The organism is Streptosporangium sp. NPDC051023 (assembly GCF_040689595.1).
Lineage (GTDB): Bacteria > Actinomycetota > Actinomycetes > Streptosporangiales > Streptosporangiaceae > Streptosporangium.
Window position 1 is genome coordinate 126367 of the sequence record NZ_JBFBCE010000001.1, and the last position, 16701, is coordinate 143067.

The window sequence follows — 16701 nt, forward strand, 5'->3', positions numbered from 1 at the left end:
GTGCCGTCTGTGCCCGCCACACCGGGTGTCCCGGAGGAACCGGGCGTCGTGGGGGAGCCCGAGGCGCATGTCGTGTCTCAGGTTCCGGATGTTCCGGGGGAGTTGGGAGTGGTGGGGGAGCCGGAGGCGCATGCCGTACCGGAGGCGCCGGATGGGGAGCCCGGACCGGTGCCCTGCGTGAGGGGTCCGGCACCCCAGGCGGCGGATGTTCCGCAGCAGGGCTGGATCGGGGAGCCGACGGCGGCCGCGCGCCCCGCACCCCGGCCGTTCATGTCGCTCAAGCCGCTCACGCGGCGGGCGGGGCCTCGTCACCCGGCTCCGCGCACCGGACGGCGGGAGGCGGCCGTGTCTCCTGACACGTTTGGGCCTCCCGCCTCGGCCGGGTTGGCCGAATCCGGACAGATTCCCGAGCTCTGGAACGACCCCAACCTGCGGATGCCACTGGCGGCGCCGACGCCCCTCGTCTCCTCGCCCGCCTCGATCATGGCGGACTCCCGGCCGATGGGCGCGCCGCTGCCCCGCGACCTGGACGGCCCTGGCCAGGAGATCGAGCCGGTGGCCCTGTGGAGTCCGTCCTTGACAGGAGCGCGGGGGCTTCCCTTGGTGGGGGGAGCGGTCGGCGGCCTGCTCGGTCTGCTGTGGCTACAGGGACGAATTCACCGGCGGCGCAGAACTCGGCAGGTGTTGTGAAACCGAGCTTGTTGTTACTTTTACCCGACTAGTATTTCCTTGACTTGACTTGGCTTGTATAGGGAATCCACGGAGGGCACCTGTGACGCGATCACGGCGTGCGGCAGCCATCTCCGCCGTTCTCATGTCGGTGGGGTTGTGTGCTGGGGCGCTACTCGCCGCGGCGCCGTTCGCCGAACCGGCACCGGCCGACGCGGCCGCAGCCCGGGTGCTCGCCGCGAACCCCTCCGAGGTCCCCGGGTGTGACGTCGATCCCGCAGGGCCGTGCGAGGAGGAGCCAACACCGGTCGTCACCGTCACGGTCACCAGCGACCCCGGCGACCCGGCCCCTCCCCCGGCCTCTCCGGTGCCGCAGAAAACGGTGACCACCACGGTCACCGTGCCGCCGAAGACCAAGTCACCCAAGCCGAAGCCGCCGAAGACGACGGCCCCGCAGGCGACCACGGCCCCGGTGCCGACCACGGTCCCCGTGCCGCCGATCCAGCCGCCGTCCTCCGAGCCCATCGTCCCGCTCCCCGAGGCGACGCCCACGCCGACGGCGACCGAGCAGGAGCCGGTGTTCCCCGGCACCGAGCAGACCCAGCAGACGCCGACCCCCGTTCCCAGCGCCTCGGTTGAGCCGACCGGAGGCGCGACGTTCGAGGACAACGGGCCCGCCGCGGTGCCCTACGAGATCCGCAACGCGGGCTCCGAGTTCGACGCCTCCCAGCTGAGCCAGCAGCTCGGCATTCCGGCGCTGATCCTGGTGCTGCTGGTGCTGTTCGCCGTGCTGATCTTCGAAGGCAGGCTGCGCCGCATGGCCCACGCCTCCGCCGTCCGCAGGGCCGGTCCTCGCTCCGCGGGCCACAACCCGCCGGGCTACCCCGCCGGTGCCGTGTACACGCCCGCGCCGGGCTTCCCGACCATCGTCCACCAGGGCGGCACGGCTTACGCGCCGATCATCAGCTTCGTTCCCATGCACATGTACGCCCCGACCCATCCCGAGGGCTACGCCCCGACCTACCCCGAGGGCTACGCGCCGGAGCAGCAGCCCCAGTCCTACGACCAGCCGACGGTCTACATGCCCGCGCCCGGGCACGAGCAGCCCACCGGTTACGGCGACCAGCGGCACGACGCGCCCCTCGCCGACCAGGAGCGGCAGCCGTACGGCCCCGCGGGGCACGAGCGGTCCCCGTTCCCCGGTCAGGGCGCCTCGCAGCACCCAGAGGGGGCGTTCCCGCACGGTCCCGGCGACTTCCCCGGCGGTCCGGTGCCGCCGCAGAGGTCCGAGGAGTTCCCCGGCGGTCCGGTGCCGCAGGGGCCTGGAGAGTTTCCCGGGGCGCCCTTCCCGCAGGAGCCGCCGCGCTCCGCCGGGAACACGGGCGAGTCCTTCCCCGAAGGGCAGGGATGGCCCCACGACCGCTCCATGATCGAGGGCTCCGAGGGGCCCGGGCCCCTCGGCGGCCCGTTCCCGCAGGGGCCGGGGCAGTTCCCCGGCGGCCCGCAGTCACAGGGGCCGGGGCAGTTCCCCGGTGGTCCGATGTCGCAGGGGCCTGGTGAGTTCCCCGGGACGCCGTTCCCGCAGGAGCCGCCGCAGGCCCGCCGTCCCTTCGGCCTTGAGCCGCTTCCCGGCACCAAGCCTAAGAAGCGGTCGAAGTCCGCCCCTCCCGAGGCCCCACAAGCTCCGCAGACACCGCAGGAGCCGCCGCAGGGCCGCCGTCCCTTCGGCCTCGAACCGCTTCCCGACACCAAGCCGTCGAAGCCCGCCTCCGCCGACGAACACACCGGTACGGCGGTCTATCCCCTTCCCGGCCAGGAAGGCAAGAAGAAGCGCGGGCTGTTCCGACGTCCCAAGTAACCGCCGTTCCAGTGGTCGTCGCGCGGGGCGTCGGGAACGCCCCGCGTATGAGCCCGTGTCCCCGACCCACCTGACCGCGCACCAGGATGACCCGCACGTCCGCCTGGCCACGCACCCCGGATGACCTGTGCGCCCAAGACGCGCCTTTCGCGTACACGAAGGCGCCGGCCACGTGGGGACGTGACCGGCGCCGGGGTGTGAGTGTCAGCTCTTCGAGGCGGACCTCTTGAAGATCTTGTTGCCCAGCCAGACCAGCGGGTCGTACCTGCGGTCGACGACCCGTTCCTTCATCGGGATCAGCGCGTTGTCGGTGATCTTGATGTGCTCGGGGCAGACCTCGGTGCAACACTTGGTGATGTTGCAGAAGCCGAGGCCGTGCTCCTCCTGCGCGGCGTCCTTGCGGTCGGCCACGTCGTAGGGGTGCATGTCCAGCTCGGCGATCCGCATCAGGAAACGCGGACCGGCGAAGTTGGTCTTGTTCTCCTCGTGGTCACGGATCACGTGGCAGACGTTGTTGCACATGAAGCACTCGATGCACTTGCGGAACTCCTGGGACCGCTCGACGTCGATCTGCTGCATGCGGTACTCACCCGGCTGCACGTCCGCCGGAGGGGTGAAGGACGGGATCTCCCGTGCCTTCTGGTAGTTGAAGGACACGTCGGTGACCAGGTCCTTGATCACCGGGAACGTCCGCATGGGCGTCACCGTGATCGTCTCGTCCTCCGTGAAGGTGGACATCCGGGTCATGCAGCCGAGCTTCGGCTTGCCGTTGATCTCCATGGAACACGAGCCGCACTTTCCGGCCTTGCAGTTCCAGCGGACCGCGAGGTCGGGGGCCTGGGTGGCCTGGAGCCTGTGGATGATGTCGAGGACGACCTCGCCCTCGTTCACCTCGACGGTGAAGTCCTCAAGCTTGCCCTCGCCGCCCTCGCCCCGCCACACGCGGAACTTCGCCTTGTAACTCATGGTTACTCCTTGACCAACGCGTCGAAGTCGGCCAGCTCTTCCTCGGTGATGTACTTCTTCAGCTCGGCCCGGTCGAACAGCGTGATCAGGTCGTCGCGCATGGACGTCTGCGCCTTCTCCACGACATCCACGCCCGAGCCGTCCGAGGACAGGCCGCACACCAGGAGCTTGCGGCGCCACTCGGCCGACATGGCCGGGAAGTCGTCACGGGTGTGGCCGCCGCGGCTCTCCTGGCGGATCAGTGCCGCCTTGGCCACGCACTCGGAGACCAGGAGCATGTTGCGCAGATCCAGGCAGAGATGCCAGCCGGGGTTGTAGATCCGGCTGCCGGTCGCGCCGACCCCCTGGGCCCGCTCCTTGAGCTTGCCCACGGCCTCCAGCGCCTCGGCGACCTCCTCCGACTTGCGGATGATGCCGACGAGCTCGTTCATCGTCCGCTGCAGCTCCTGGTGAACCTCGTACGGGTTCTCCCCGGCGCGCTCCAGCGGGGCCAGGGCCTCCGCCTTCGCCGCGGCCACCGAGTCCTCGGAAACCTGCGGCCGGGAGGCGAGACCGTTCACGTAGTCGGCCGCTCCCGCGCCCGCGCGGCGGCCGAACACCAGCAGGTCGGACAGCGAGTTGCCGCCGAGCCTGTTCGAGCCGTGCATGCCGCCGGAGACCTCGCCCGCGGCGAACAGGCCGGGGACGCTCGCGGCCCCGGTGTCGGCGTCGACCTCGACGCCGCCCATGATGTAGTGGCAGGTCGGGCCGACCTGCATGGGCTCGGCGGTGATGTCGACGTCGGCCAGCTCCTTGAACTGGTGATGCATCGACGGCAGCCGCTTGATGATCTCGGCGGCGGGCAGCCGGCTGGAGACGTCGAGGAAGACCCCGCCCTGGGGCGATCCGCGTCCGGCCTTCACCTCGGAGTTGATGGCCCTGGCGACCTCGTCACGGGGCAGCAGCTCCGGAGGACGGCGGTTGTTCGCCTGGTCGGTGTACCAGCGGTCGCCCTCCTCCTCGGTGGTCGCGTACTTGTCCTTGAACACCTCGGGGATGTAGTCGAACATGAAGCGCTTGCCCTCGGAGTTGCGCAGCACCCCGCCGTCACCGCGGACCGACTCGGTGACGAGGATGCCGCGAACCGAGGGCGGCCAGACCATCCCGGTCGGGTGGAACTGGATGAACTCCATGTTGATCAGCTTCGCCCCGGCCAGCAGCGCCAGCGCGTGGCCGTCCCCGGTGTACTCCCACGAGTTGGAGGTCACCACGTAGGACTTGCCGATGCCGCCGGTGGCCAGCACGACCGCGGGGGCGTCGAAGAGGATGAACTTGCCGTTCTCCCGCCAGTAGCCGAAGGCCCCGGAGATCGCGCCGTCGTCGTCCTTCAGCAGGCGGGTCACCGTGCATTCCTGGAAGACCTTGATGTACGCCTCGGCGTCGCCGTGCAGCTTCTCGTCCTCCTGCTGGAGCGCGACCACGCGCTGCTGCAGGGTGCGGATCAGCTCGAGACCGGTGCGGTCGCCGACGTGGGCGAGCCTGGGGTACTCGTGCCCGCCGAAGTTACGCTGGCTGATCTTGCCGTCCTTGGTGCGGTCGAACAGCGCGCCCCACGCCTCAAGCTCCCAGACCCGGTCGGGAGCCTCCTTGGCGTGCAGCTCGGCCATGCGCCAGTTGTTGAGGAACTTGCCGCCCCGCATGGTGTCTCGGAAGTGCACCATCCAGTTGTCGTCGCTGTTGACGTTGCCCATGGCGGCGGCGGCGCCGCCCTCCGCCATGACGGTGTGCGCCTTGCCGAACAGCGACTTGCAGACGATCGCGGTGCGCTTGCCCTGCTGGCGGGCCTCGATGGCCGCCCGCAGTCCCGCCCCGCCAGCGCCGATGACGACGACGTCGTATTCGTGACGCTCGATTTCCACAGGTGATCCTTATGCGAACGGGAAGTTGACGATGCCCTTGGCGACCAGCCGCACGTAGAGGTCGGCTCCCATGACCGTGAACATCGAGATGAGCGCGAGCTGCTGGTGTTTGGCGTTGAGCTTGGAGACGAAGCCCCAGGCCCGGTACCGGATCGGGTGCTTGGAGAAGTGGTTCAGGCGCCCGGCGGTGATGTGGCGGCAGGAGTGGCACGACAGCGTGTACAGGTTGATGAACACGGCGTTGACCACCAGGATCAGCGTCCCGAGCCCGACCGGCTTCTCGACGAGGGCGAGCACCGCGTCCCAGGCGAGGATCAGGCCGATCACGATCGCCGTGTAGAAGAAGTAGCGGTGGACGTTCTGCAGGATCAGCGGGAAGCGGGACTCACCGGTGTACTTGCTGTGCGGCTCGTTGACGGCGCACGCGGGCGGCGAGAGCCAGAAGCCGCGGTAGTAGGCCTTGCGGTAGTAGTAACAGGTGAAGCGGAAGCCCGCGGGCAGGCCCAGGATCAGCAGTCCCGGCGGCAGGGTGTACCAGTCGCCGAACGGCGCGAAGCCGAACAGGCGCGCCCCCTCGGGGCAACTCGTCGCCAGGCACGGGGAGGAGAACGGTGCGATGTACGGCGACGCGAAGTAGCTCGTATCAAAGATCGCCCACGTGGCGTAGACGAGGAACGCTGTGAAGATGATGAAGGTGACCAGCGGATAACGCCACCACTGGTCGGTTCGCAGCGTGCGCTCCTTGATCTGCGCGCGCTGTCTTCTGGCCGGGCTTTCGGCCGTTGTCTGGGTCATCGGAGACCTCTCCACCTCCCACGGACCCCGCTCGCCAAAGGGGTCCGGGTCGTTTCAGTTGTCCCGCGCGCCGGGCCGCGGTCGCGCCGGACTCACCGTGCGCGCGCTTATTGGTGGGGATACGTTACGACGCTGCTACCCGCTCATGTGAGAAGCGTCACTCACATTTTCACCGGGCCGGTGTGATTCCTGTCACGTTGGTCAGGCGGGGGGTAAGGGTCTGCCATGTTCTGCGAGCTGGAGAGGCCTTTGTGGAGATCTTCGGTCACGGGCCCGGCGAGCCGCCCCTGTCAGTAGTGCTGGTCCGGATTGGGCAGCTTGACCACGGTGACGAAGAAGTCGTCGATCCTGCGGACCACGCTGATGAACTGGTCGAAGTCGACGGGCTTCGAGACGTAGGCGTTGGCGTGCAGGTTGTAGCTGCGCAGGATGTCCTCCTCCGACTCGGACGTCGTCAGCACGACCACCGGGATGCCACGGAGCCTCTCGTCCCCCTTGATGTCCTGGAGCACCTCCCTGCCGTCCTTACGGGGCAGGTTGAGGTCCAGCAGGATCAGGTCGGGACGGGGCACGTCGGCGTACTCGCCCTCCTTGCGGAGGAAGGCCATGGCCTGCTCGCCGTCGTTGACGACGTGCAGCTTGTTCCTGACCTTGTTCATCTCGAACGCCTCCCGCGTCAGCAGGACGTCGCCCGGGTCGTCCTCGACCAGGAGCACGTCGATCCAGCGCAGGTCATTCATCCGTCTCTCCAATGGGAAGGGTCCAGCGGAAGGTCGTTCCTGGTTTGTCGGGCGCTTCGCTCTCCACCCAGATGCGTCCGCCGTGATACTCGACGATCTTCTTGCACAACGCCAGGCCGATGCCGGTGCCCGCGTAGACGTCCCGCCCGTGCAGGCGCTGGAAGATCAGGAAGATCCGGTCAGTGTATTTGCTCTCGATGCCTATCCCGTTGTCGGAGCAGGAGAACTCCCACACGTCCCCGTCGCGCCGTACCCCGATGTGGATCTCCGGGGGCTCCTGCGACCGGAACTTGACCGCGTTGCCGATGAGGTTCTGGAAGAGCTGGGTGAGCTGCGGCCGGTTGCCGCGCACCGTGGGCAGCTCGTCGGAGGTCACCGTCGCGCCGGACTCCTCGATCGGCGCGGCGAGGTTGTCCAGCGCGGTCCGCAGCGGCACGTTGGCGTCGACCGGGGCCGGCTCTCCGCCCGTCCTGCCCACGCGGGAGAAGTCGAGCAGGTCGTTGATCAGGAGCTGCATGCGCTTGGCGCCGTCGACCGCGAAGGCGATGTACTGCTTGGCCCTGTCGTCGAGCTGGTCGCCGTAGCGCTGGTCCAGCATCTGGGTGAAGCTGGCCACCTTGCGCAGGGGCTCCTGCAGGTCGTGGCTGGCCACGTAGGCGAACTGCTCAAGCTCGCCGTTCGAGCGCCGCAGCTCCGCCGCCTGCTCCTCGAGCTTGTTCTGCGTCTCCTCGACCCTGTGCCACTCGGCGATGATGCGGCGGCGCATGGAGTTCACATGGCTGGACAGCTCGGCCAGCTCCGACGGGTGCTCCACCTTCAGCTTGTGCTCGAAGTCGCCCTGGGCGACCGCGCGAACCTGCCCGTTGAGCTCGGCCAGCGGGCGGAGTACGGCGAAGCGCACGATGAGCGCGGCGCCGATCATGGCCAGGAGCAGGGCCAGGACCACCCCGCCGAGCGCGACGTACAGGGTGCGCCAGCCCTGGTCCAGGCGGTAACTGCCCTCGGTGTGCAGCTGGTTGAGATGGTCCTGCAGAACGGCGAGCGCGTTGCGTATCTCGGCGAACCGCTCGGCGTTGACGGGGGCGTTCCGCGAGGCGGCCTCGGTCCTGAGGGCGGGGACGTCGGAGATGACCTTCTCCGCGTAGTCGCGCCGCCACGCCTGCCCCGCGGCCTTCAGCCGGGCGATCTCCGTGCCGACCGCCCGCGTCTGCGGCATCCTGGGCACCAGGCCCTCGAGCGTGGCCATGGCCTTGGCCTCTGTGACGACCGCGTCGCGGTAGGCCTGCAGGGACGCCGCCTCGTTGGTCCTGCCGTAGGCCCTGACCGAGCCCTCCTGCGTGGCCAGCGCGCTGGCCACGTCCAGGGTGCGCAGCGCGGCGGGGTCCACGACGTCGACCACGGCTATCCTGGCCACCCTGGTCTCCTCGATCGAGGAGACCGTGAAGGCGGCGGCGATCGTGAACAGCAGGGCGACGATCGCCCCGGTGAGCAGGAACCACTGCCCGACCCGCAGCTTGCCGAAGCCCGTCGCCGGGGCGGGGGTCGGCAGCGGCCGGATCCCCGTCCGCCCGCTCATCGGCCGTTTCCTCGTGAGATGAGCACGGTGGCCAGGTCGTCGCTGAGCGAGTCGCCGTTGAGCTCGATCACCCGCTCGATCAGCCGGTCGAGGTGGATCCCGTCGTGCTCGTGCACCAGGGCGAGCAGCCCCTCGGTGCCGAGCAGGTCGGGTCCTCCGCCGACGGTCGCCTCGATCAGGCCGTCGGTGTAGAGCAGCAGCGACCAGTCCTCGCCCAGCGTGACCTCGATCTCCGACCAGCTCACGCCCTGGAAGATGCCCAGGGGCGGTCCGGAGGGGGTGCCCGGCACCACGCCGATCACGCCGTCGCGGATCAGCAGCGGCGGAGGGTGGCCGACCACGTGCATCCGCGCGTGGTCGAGGGCCGGGTCGATCGTGACGATGCACAGGGTCGTGAAGATCTCCGCCGACTTCCGCTCCAGGCGGAGCACCGAGTCCAGGACGCCCAGCAGCTCGTTGCCGGTGTGCCCGGCCAGCACGAGAGCCCGCCACGCGATCCGGAGCGCGACCCCCAGCGCGGCCTCGTCGGGGCCGTGCCCGCACACGTCGCCGACCACCACGTGCACGGCGCCGTCGGGGCTCTGCACGGTGTCCCAGAAGTCGCCGGCGAGCAGGGCCCGTCTGCGCCCCGGCAGATAGCGGGCGTCGTGCTCCAGCTCTCCGGGGTCCAGCAGGGGGACGGGCAGCAGGCCGCGTTCGAGGCGGGAGTTCTCCTTGGTGAGCAGCTCGGCCTCGACCAGCCTGCGCTGGGCCAGGTCGGCGCGCTTGCGCTCCATCGCGTAGCGGATCGCCCGCGCCAGCAGCCGGGCCTCCACGTCCTGCTTGACCAGGAAGTCCTGCGCGCCCGCCGCCACGGCCTCCGTGCCGACGTGGGTGTCGTTCAGCCCGGTCAGCACGAGCACGGCGGCGTGCGGCGCCATCGACAGCACCTGCTCAAGCGCCTCCAAGCCGTGCGCGTCGGGCAGGGAGAGATCGACGAGCACGCACTGCACGTCGTCATTCAGCCGCTCGCGGCTCTCCTGGAGACTGCGCACCCAGATGATCTTCGGCGGGTTGTCCGCCTGCGAGAGCAGCTCCTCCACGAGAAAGGCATCGCCCGCGTCGTCCTCGATGAGCAGGAGCGTGAGCGTTTCATTGGGAGGGGCGGTCACTGACGCCTCTTAGGGGGAATCGGGGAACCTACTTAACGGTATGCAGAATAGTGCGGCATCCGGACCTATGGGACGATGATCACTGAGCTCCGGGGGTGTCCGGCCTGGGCACCCGCGGTCCTCTCTCCGGCACGCCGCTCCCGGGGATCCGGCCGCTCACCCAGGGGGGATCAGCTCAAGGCCCTCGGGAAGACTACCCTCATGGGAGGCCTCGGCCAGGAAGAACAGCAACGTGTCGCGGAACGCCTGGGCGGCGCGGGTCGGCTCGACGTCCTTGCGGTGGGCGATGGCGATCGTACGGCGCAGCCCCGGAGGCGCAAGCGGCGTCCCCGTCAGCCCGGGGCGCCCGTCCAGGACCATCGAGGGGACCAGGGCGATGCCGAGCCCGGCCTCGACGAAGCGCAGCACGGCGTCCATCTCGCCGCCCTCGACGGACAGCCTGGGCTCGAACCCCGCCTGGCGGCACGCCCCCAGCGTCGCCTCCCGCAGGTCGTAGCCGCGCCGGAACATCACCATCGGCTGCCCGCGCAGATCCTGTATCCGCATGTACGGCCTGCGCGCGTGCGAGATGGAGGGGGAGACGACGACCAGGTCCTCCCGCAGCACCTCCTCGGTGACCAGGGCGGGGTCGTCGCTCTGCAACGGCATGATGATCAACGCCAGGTCGAGCTGGCCACGGGCGAGGACGCGGACCAGGTCGCGGGAGCCCCCCTCCTCGACGAGCAGCTCGATGCCGGGGTACTCGCGGTGGAACCTGGCCAGGGCGTCCGCCATCAGCCCGGCGCAGAGCGAGGGCGTCGCGCCGAGCCGTACCCTGCCGCGGCGCAGCCCGGCCAGCTCGCCGACCTCGCGCCTGGCGGTCTCCGCGTCGGCCAGCATCCTGCGGGCCAGCGGCAGCAACGCCTCCCCGGCCGCGGTGAGGGTGACGTTCCCCCGCGCACGGCTGAACAGCGGCGCGCCGAGGTCGGCCTCCAGCGCCCTGATCTGCTTGCTCAGCGAGGGCTGCGCGACCCGCATCCGCTCGGCGGCCTGGGTGAAGTGCCGAGAGTCGGCCACAGCCACGAAGTAGGCCAGTTGCTGGAGCTGCACGTTTCCCTAGCGTACGGAGGAGCCGGTGGCGGATCCGGGGCGGCCCCCCACGTCGGCGACGATGGAAGGTCGCCGGTCGAGGCGCGGTGTGAGATTGCTCGCATCGCGCCGGTGACCGCCGCCATAAAACCGGTATAAACCCAGAGCCGATAGTCACAGGCTATGGAAACCACATCCGCGATGACTTGGACGAGGAGAAACCACCCTACCTAGCGTCGACCTGTGACTGCCACGATTGAGCGCGGATCCGCCACCGCGCCGGTTAAACCTTCCGGGAACGCCCCCGCGAAGGCTGCGAATGTGACGCCCAAGAGGTCCGGCGGGCTCCTGGGCTCATCCAACGGAAAAAAGGCCGTGATGGCCGTCACGGGCGCCATCCTGGTGCTCTTCCTGATCGGCCACATGGCCGGAAACCTCAAGAGCTTCTTCGGCGCGGAGACCTTCAACGCCTACGCCGAATTCCTGCGGACCATGGGCGAGCCGATCCTGCCGCGCCGGGTCCTGCTGACCGTCGTCGAGGTCGTGCTGGTCGTGGCGGTCGTGCTGCACATGTGGTCGGCGATCTCCCTGGCCCGCCGGGCGAGCAAGGCCCGCCCCGTCAAGTACGCGGCCAGGCGCAAGTCCCAGGCGGGCGGCTACGCGACCCACGTCATGCGCTGGGGCGGCGTCACCATCGTGCTCTTCGTCGTCTGGCACCTGCTCGACCTCACCTTCGGCGTGGTCAACCCGGCGGGCTGGGACGGCACGCCGTACGAGAAGCTGGTCCAGGGCTTCGAGCCGTCGCGCTGGTGGGTGACGCTCTTCTACGTGCTCGCCGTCGTCATGGTCGGTCTGCACCTGCGGCACGGCCTGTGGAGCGCCTTCCAGACGCTCGGTCTGGCGAGCTCGCGCAGCTACCGTCCGCTGAAGGCGGGCGCGGCCGTGCTTTCCGCGGTGCTGGTGCTCGGCTTCCTCGCGGTTCCCGTCGGGGTCATGATCGGAGTGGTCAAGTGACGAAGTACACCGAAGGCGAGCCGATCCGCGACACCAAGGCTCCCGAGGGGCCGATCGAGGACCGCTGGGAGAAGCGCAAGTTCGGCGCCAAGCTGGTCAACCCGGCCAACAAGCGCAAGCTCAACGTCATCGTGGTCGGCACCGGCCTCGCGGGCGGCTCGGCCGCCGCGACCCTCGGCGAGCTGGGCTACAACGTCACGTCGTTCTGCTACCAGGACACGCCCCGGCGAGCCCACTCGATCGCGGCCCAGGGCGGGATCAACGCGGCCAAGAACTACCGGGGCGACGGCGACTCGATCTACCGGCTGTTCTACGACACGGTCAAGGGCGGCGACTTCCGCGCCCGCGAGTCGAACGTCTACCGGCTCGCCCAGGTCAGCGTGAACATCATCGACCAGGCGGTCGCCCAGGGCGTGCCGTTCGCTCGTGAGTACGGCGGCCTGCTCGACACCCGCTCCTTCGGCGGCGCGCAGGTCTCCCGTACCTTCTACGCCAGGGGCCAGACGGGCCAGCAGCTGCTGCTGGGCGCCTACCAGGCCCTGGAGCGGCAGATCGCGGCCGGGACCGTGCAGATGCACACCCGCCACGAGATGCTCGACCTGATCATCTCCGACGGCAGGGCGCGTGGCGTCATCGTCCGCGACATGGTCACCGGCGAGATCGAGCGGCACATGGCCGACGCGGTCGTGCTGGCCAGCGGCGGCTATGGAAACGTGTTCTTCCTGTCGACCAACGCCAAGGGCTGCAACACCACGGCGATCTGGCGCGCGCACCGGCGCGGCGCGATGTTCGCCAACCCCTGCTACACGCAGATCCACCCGACCTGTATCCCGGTCAGCGGCGACTACCAGTCCAAGCTGACCCTGATGTCGGAGTCGCTGCGCAACGACGGCCGCGTGTGGGTGCCGGTGAAGGCGGGCGACGACCGTCCGGCCGCGCGGATCCCCGAGGACGAGCGCGACTACTACCTGGAGCGCATCTACCCGGCGTTCGGCAACCTGGTCCCGCGTGACATCGCCTCCCGCGCCGCGAAGAACGTCTGCGACGAGGGCCGCGGCGTCGGCCCCGGCGGCCTGGGCGTCTACCTCGACTTCGCCGACGCGATCCGCCGCCTCGGCCGCGACGCGGTCGAGAAGAAGTACGGCAACCTCTTCGAGATGTACGAGCGCATCACCGGCGAGGACCCCTACAGCCAGCCGATGCGCATCTACCCCGCCGTGCACTACACGATGGGCGGCCTGTGGGTCGACTACGACCTGCAGTCCACCATCCCCGGTCTGTTCGTGATCGGCGAGGCCAACTTCTCCGACCACGGCGCCAACCGCCTCGGCGCGTCCGCGCTGATGCAGGGCCTGGCCGACGGCTACTTCGTGCTGCCGACCACGATCGGCGACTACCTCGCGAACGGCCCCTACGGGGAGATCGACGAGGAGGCCGTGGCCGAGGCCGAGATCGCGGTCCGTGAGAAGATCGACAGGCTGCTGACGAACAACGGCACCCGCACCGCCGACTCCTACCACCGCGAGCTGGGCAAGCTCATGTGGGACTACTGCGGCATGGAGCGCACCGAGGAGTCGCTGCGCAAGGCGCTTGAGCGGATTCCCGAGCTGCGCGAGGAGTTCTGGCAGAACGTGAAGGTGTCCGGCGAGGCCGACGAGCTGAACCAGGCGCTGGAGCGGGCAGGCCGGGTCGCCGACTTCTTCGACCTGGCCGAGCTGATGTGCATCGACGCGCTGCACCGCACCGAGTCGTGCGGCGGCCACTTCCGCGCCGAGTCACAGGACGCCGACGGCGAGGCCCTGCGCGACGACGAGCACTTCGCCTACGTCGCGGCCTGGGAGTACGGCGAGCAGGGCCCGATCCTGCACAAGGAAGACCTCAACTACGAGTACGTCAAGATGAGCCAGCGGAGCTACAAGTGAGCGCACCCGACGCAGTGAGCGAAGCGGCCCACGAGGGACGAGTGGTCCGTGCAGCGAATGAGGAGTGGTAAGCGAACCATGGGTATGAACCTCACTCTCAAGGTCTGGCGGCAGAAGGGCCCCGAGGACAAGGGCCACATGGTCACCTACCGGGTCGAGGACGTGTCGCCCGACATGTCCTTCCTGGAGATGCTCGACGTGCTCAACGAGCGTCTCATCCTGGAGGGCGACGACCCGGTCGCCTTCGACCACGACTGCCGCGAGGGCATCTGCGGCATGTGCGGCATGGTCATCAACGGTGTGGCGCACGGCGAGCAGGTCGCCACGACCACCTGTCAGCTGCACATGCGGCACTTCGAGGACAACGCGGTCATCACCATCGAGCCGTGGCGCGCCGCGCCGTTCCCGGTGGTCAAGGACCTGGTCGTGGACCGCTCGGCGTTCGACCGGATCATCCAGGCGGGCGGCTTCGTCTCCGTCCCGGCCGGTTCCGCGCCCGACGCGCACAGCGTCCCGGTGAAGAAGGTCGATGCCGACGCGGCGTTCGACGCGGCCACCTGCATCGGCTGCGGCGCCTGCGTCGCCGCCTGCCCCAACGGGTCGGCCTCCCTCTTCACCGCAGCCAAGATCACCCACCTGGGTCTGCTGCCGCAGGGCCAGCCCGAGCGCGACTCCCGCGCCAAGGCCATGGTCGAGCAGATGGACGCCGAGGGCTTCGGTGGCTGCACCAACACCGGCGAGTGCACCGCGGTCTGCCCCAAGGGCATCCCGCTGGACACCATCGCCCGGATGAACCACGACTACCTCAGGGCCGCCAAGTAGGTCCCGCCCTCCGAAGGCCCGGCTGTCTTTCCACGACGGCCGGGCCTTCGGCTTGCCGCAGGACCGGGGGCCACCGTTGGGTCGGCGCCGTGGACACGGGAAAGATCGGACTTGACGATATGCCAGGTCAATCTATCTTCTAAATAAGAAGCTTTCTTGAAAGTGCGCCACCTTCGGGGGACCGTTCACGGCCCATCAAGCAGTTGGAGGCAAGTAGATGCACCTCAGAAAGCACGCCGCGGCCCTGTCCGTGACCCTTCTCACCGCCGCCACACTCCTCGTCACGGCGGCTCCCGCGTACGCCCAGCCCACCAACTGCCGCAGCGGCAAGGAGAACATCACCAACACGGGCTTCGACTTCTGGTACATCTGCACCGGTGGTGACGGCGGGTACGCCATGGAGTACCGCGTCAAGCACCCCAACCCCCAGGTCGACGCCTGGATCTACGGGTATCGCACCCCCTGCGTGCCCGTCGGGCAGTTCCTCGACTTCCACCAGACCTGGGGCCAGCGCGAGGGCACGTCGATAGTCAACTGCTGACGTCGGCCCCGTGATCCCGTTCCGCCGACGGCCACCGGGCCGTCGGCGGGAACTTCGCCGCACAGCGGGCGCAGGCCTGGTGAGGGACCTGCCGGGCCCCTCACGCTCCCCGGCCCCCGACCGGTTCCCCGACGAGGCGACGCCGACCGGTGAGCCCCCTGCGTTTCCATGACAGGCCAGAACCCCGCACGTAGCCTGAGGCTGTCGCAACCGTTACGGATCCCCGCGGGGCTGCTCATGCGCGATCGTGACACGGATGTCCCGACCGCCGGGGACGGGATCGGACGGCGGATCGCCCGGGCTCGCAAACTTCGTGGCCTGACACAACAGCAACTCGCCGACCGTGTGCCCTGCTCCAAGAGCCTGATCGCCCAGGTCGAACGAGGACACAAGCCCGCGACACAGGCGCTCGTCGCCGCCGTGGCGCGGACTCTGCGCATCGAACCCGGCGAACTGACAGGGCAGCCGTACCGTGATCCCGCCGCTCGCGAAGACAGGGTCCACGAGTGCGTTCCCGAGATCCGGCGTGCACTCCTCGCGTGGGATCTGCCCGACGAGGACCTGTTGCCGCCGTCAGCGGAACTGCTTCGAGCTGATGTGCGTCGAGCGTCCGCGCTGGGCAGGCAGGCCCAGTACATCCGGCTTGGCGAGATGCTCCCGGGCCTGCTGGATGAGCTGACGCGAGCCGCTCACGCCAGTGAGGGAGCGCGGCGTGATGAGATCTTCGGACTGCTGTCCGAGGCGTACACCGGGGTGACGGCGATCGCCTACACGCTGGGTTACTTCGATCTGCGCAGCTCGGCCATGGACCGCGTGGCATGGGCGGCCCGAGCCTCACAGGACCCGCTGCGTGTCGCCCGCACGCAGTGGCAACGTTCGACGCTGTTCCTGGCGACGGCCACCTACGACAGGGGGCTGGCACTCCTGGGGCAGGTGAGGCGGGACATCGGTGAGGATCTCGGCCGGATGACCCCCGCCGAACTGAGCGTGTACGGTGCCGCCCATCTCCGTTCCGCGATCTTCGCCGCTCGCGCGGCGGACCGTCAGACCGCCTTCGATCACATCGAACACGCCCGAGAGGCCGCCCGAGTGCTGGGACGAGACGCCAACCACTACGGCCTCGAATTCGGCCCCTCCAATGTGAGCATGCACGAGGTCGCGGTCGCCGTGGAGATGTACGACGGCGGGGAGGCCGTCCGTCGTGCTCAGAACGTCACGCTTCCCGCAACGGTCGCGCCGGTCCGTCGCGGCCACCACTACATCGATCTGGCGCGTGGCTGGCTCTACCACGGCGATCGTCAGAAATCCCTGGAGATGCTGTTCGCCGCCCGCCGTGTCGCGCCCCAGCAGACGCGCAACCATCCGATGGTCCACGAGACCGTCCGGATGCTCGTCGACCTGGAACGGCGGCGACCGCACACGCTCAGTGGGTTCGCGCGCTGGCTCGGCATGCCGTGATCCACAGGTGTTTCACGACCTGTGAAACTTCGCGGCCTTCCATGAAGGTCACGCTGTGTTCATGCAATCGGACATTGAGCCATCGAATGCGATGGGTGGCCGAGACCTGTCGTCCGCTCCGCCGTCCGACAACCGGTCCGGTACTCCGCGTGATCATCCCCGGCGGGAGGGACGCGGGGACGATCGAGCGGTGAACCCGCCCCCGGACACCTCTGTCGCACCT

Annotated in this window: 14 protein-coding genes; 7 read left to right on the forward strand and 7 right to left on the reverse strand. The window is 69.0% G+C overall.

Features of this window, described 5'->3' with window-relative positions:
* Positions 1–345: 345 nt before the first annotated feature.
* Together AB0395_RS00605 and AB0395_RS00610 are read left to right on the forward strand one after the other, a co-directional pair.
* Positions 346–690, forward strand: coding sequence for a hypothetical protein (locus tag AB0395_RS00605; RefSeq protein WP_366275663.1), 345 nt, complete (start codon positions 346–348; stop codon positions 688–690).
* 82 nt (positions 691–772) lie between these two features.
* The gene (locus tag AB0395_RS00610) at positions 773–2527 is read left to right on the forward strand and encodes a hypothetical protein (RefSeq protein ID WP_366275665.1); all 1755 of its coding nucleotides are present in this window, start codon (positions 773–775) and stop codon (positions 2525–2527) included.
* 204 nt (positions 2528–2731) lie between these two features.
* On the opposite strand, the gene AB0395_RS00615 is transcribed toward AB0395_RS00610, so the two are convergent.
* From AB0395_RS00615 to AB0395_RS00645, 7 genes are all read right to left on the reverse strand, one after another.
* The gene (locus AB0395_RS00615) at positions 2732–3493 is read right to left on the reverse strand and encodes a succinate dehydrogenase/fumarate reductase iron-sulfur subunit (RefSeq protein ID WP_366275667.1); all 762 of its coding nucleotides are present in this window, start codon (positions 3491–3493) and stop codon (positions 2732–2734) included.
* A 2-nt stretch (positions 3494–3495) separates the two neighbouring features.
* Positions 3496–5391 (reverse strand): fumarate reductase/succinate dehydrogenase flavoprotein subunit, encoded by a 1896-nt coding sequence (locus AB0395_RS00620; RefSeq protein ID WP_366275669.1) that lies wholly within the window; start codon positions 5389–5391, stop codon positions 3496–3498.
* A gap of 9 nt (positions 5392–5400) precedes the next feature.
* A complete protein-coding gene (locus tag AB0395_RS00625) occupies positions 5401–6186 on the reverse strand; it encodes a hypothetical protein (protein ID WP_366275671.1) in 786 nt (261 codons plus the stop codon).
* A gap of 290 nt (positions 6187–6476) precedes the next feature.
* Positions 6477–6926 carry a response regulator gene (locus AB0395_RS00630; protein ID WP_366275672.1) on the reverse strand — a complete coding sequence of 150 codons (450 nt, stop codon included), beginning with the start codon at positions 6924–6926 and terminating at the stop codon, positions 6477–6479.
* Positions 6919–8502: an ATP-binding protein gene (locus AB0395_RS00635; RefSeq protein ID WP_366275673.1), complete on the reverse strand. Its 1584-nt coding sequence runs from the start codon at positions 8500–8502 to the stop codon at positions 6919–6921. The genes AB0395_RS00630 and AB0395_RS00635 overlap by 8 nt, the downstream gene beginning before the upstream one ends.
* Positions 8499–9653, reverse strand: coding sequence for a SpoIIE family protein phosphatase (locus tag AB0395_RS00640; protein WP_366275674.1), 1155 nt, complete (start codon positions 9651–9653; stop codon positions 8499–8501). The genes AB0395_RS00635 and AB0395_RS00640 overlap by 4 nt, the downstream gene beginning before the upstream one ends.
* A 156-nt stretch (positions 9654–9809) precedes the next feature.
* Positions 9810–10742, reverse strand: coding sequence for a LysR substrate-binding domain-containing protein (locus AB0395_RS00645; protein ID WP_366275676.1), 933 nt, complete (start codon positions 10740–10742; stop codon positions 9810–9812).
* Between the two features lie 327 nt (positions 10743–11069).
* On the opposite strand from AB0395_RS00645, the gene AB0395_RS00650 reads away from it, so the two are divergent.
* The 5 genes from AB0395_RS00650 (at position 11070) to AB0395_RS00670 (ending at position 16478) form a co-directional block, all read left to right on the forward strand.
* A complete protein-coding gene (locus AB0395_RS00650) occupies positions 11070–11735 on the forward strand; it encodes a succinate dehydrogenase cytochrome b subunit (RefSeq protein ID WP_366275897.1) in 666 nt (221 codons plus the stop codon).
* On the forward strand, positions 11732–13657 hold the full coding sequence (locus AB0395_RS00655; protein ID WP_366275678.1) for a fumarate reductase/succinate dehydrogenase flavoprotein subunit: 1926 nt from the start codon (positions 11732–11734) through the stop codon (positions 13655–13657). The genes AB0395_RS00650 and AB0395_RS00655 overlap by 4 nt, the downstream gene beginning before the upstream one ends.
* A gap of 84 nt (positions 13658–13741) precedes the next feature.
* On the forward strand, positions 13742–14479 hold the full coding sequence (locus AB0395_RS00660; RefSeq protein ID WP_366275898.1) for a succinate dehydrogenase/fumarate reductase iron-sulfur subunit: 738 nt from the start codon (positions 13742–13744) through the stop codon (positions 14477–14479).
* Positions 14480–14696: 217 nt separating this feature from the next.
* Entirely contained in the window at positions 14697–15020 is a 324-nt protein-coding gene (locus AB0395_RS00665) for a hypothetical protein (RefSeq protein ID WP_366275680.1), read from the forward strand.
* Between the two features lie 237 nt (positions 15021–15257).
* The gene (locus tag AB0395_RS00670) at positions 15258–16478 is read left to right on the forward strand and encodes a helix-turn-helix transcriptional regulator (protein WP_366275681.1); all 1221 of its coding nucleotides are present in this window, start codon (positions 15258–15260) and stop codon (positions 16476–16478) included.
* Positions 16479–16701: the final 223 nt, after the last annotated feature.

What these genes read in the sequence shown, in the direction of transcription:
- AB0395_RS00615 (WP_366275667.1), bottom strand. Translation starts at nt 3,493, where the DNA reads ATGAGTTACAAGGCGAAGTTCCGCGTGTGGCGGGGCGAGGGCGGCGAG.
- AB0395_RS00625 (WP_366275671.1), bottom strand. Translation starts at nt 6,186, where the DNA reads ATGACCCAGACAACGGCCGAAAGCCCGGCCAGAAGACAGCGCGCGCAG.
- AB0395_RS00630 (WP_366275672.1), bottom strand. Translation starts at nt 6,926, where the DNA reads ATGAATGACCTGCGCTGGATCGACGTGCTCCTGGTCGAGGACGACCCG.
- AB0395_RS00635 (WP_366275673.1), bottom strand. Translation starts at nt 8,502, where the DNA reads ATGAGCGGGCGGACGGGGATCCGGCCGCTGCCGACCCCCGCCCCGGCG.
- AB0395_RS00660 (WP_366275898.1), top strand. Translation starts at nt 13,742, where the DNA reads ATGAACCTCACTCTCAAGGTCTGGCGGCAGAAGGGCCCCGAGGACAAG.
- AB0395_RS00665 (WP_366275680.1), top strand. Translation starts at nt 14,697, where the DNA reads ATGCACCTCAGAAAGCACGCCGCGGCCCTGTCCGTGACCCTTCTCACC.
- AB0395_RS00670 (WP_366275681.1), top strand. Translation starts at nt 15,258, where the DNA reads ATGCGCGATCGTGACACGGATGTCCCGACCGCCGGGGACGGGATCGGA.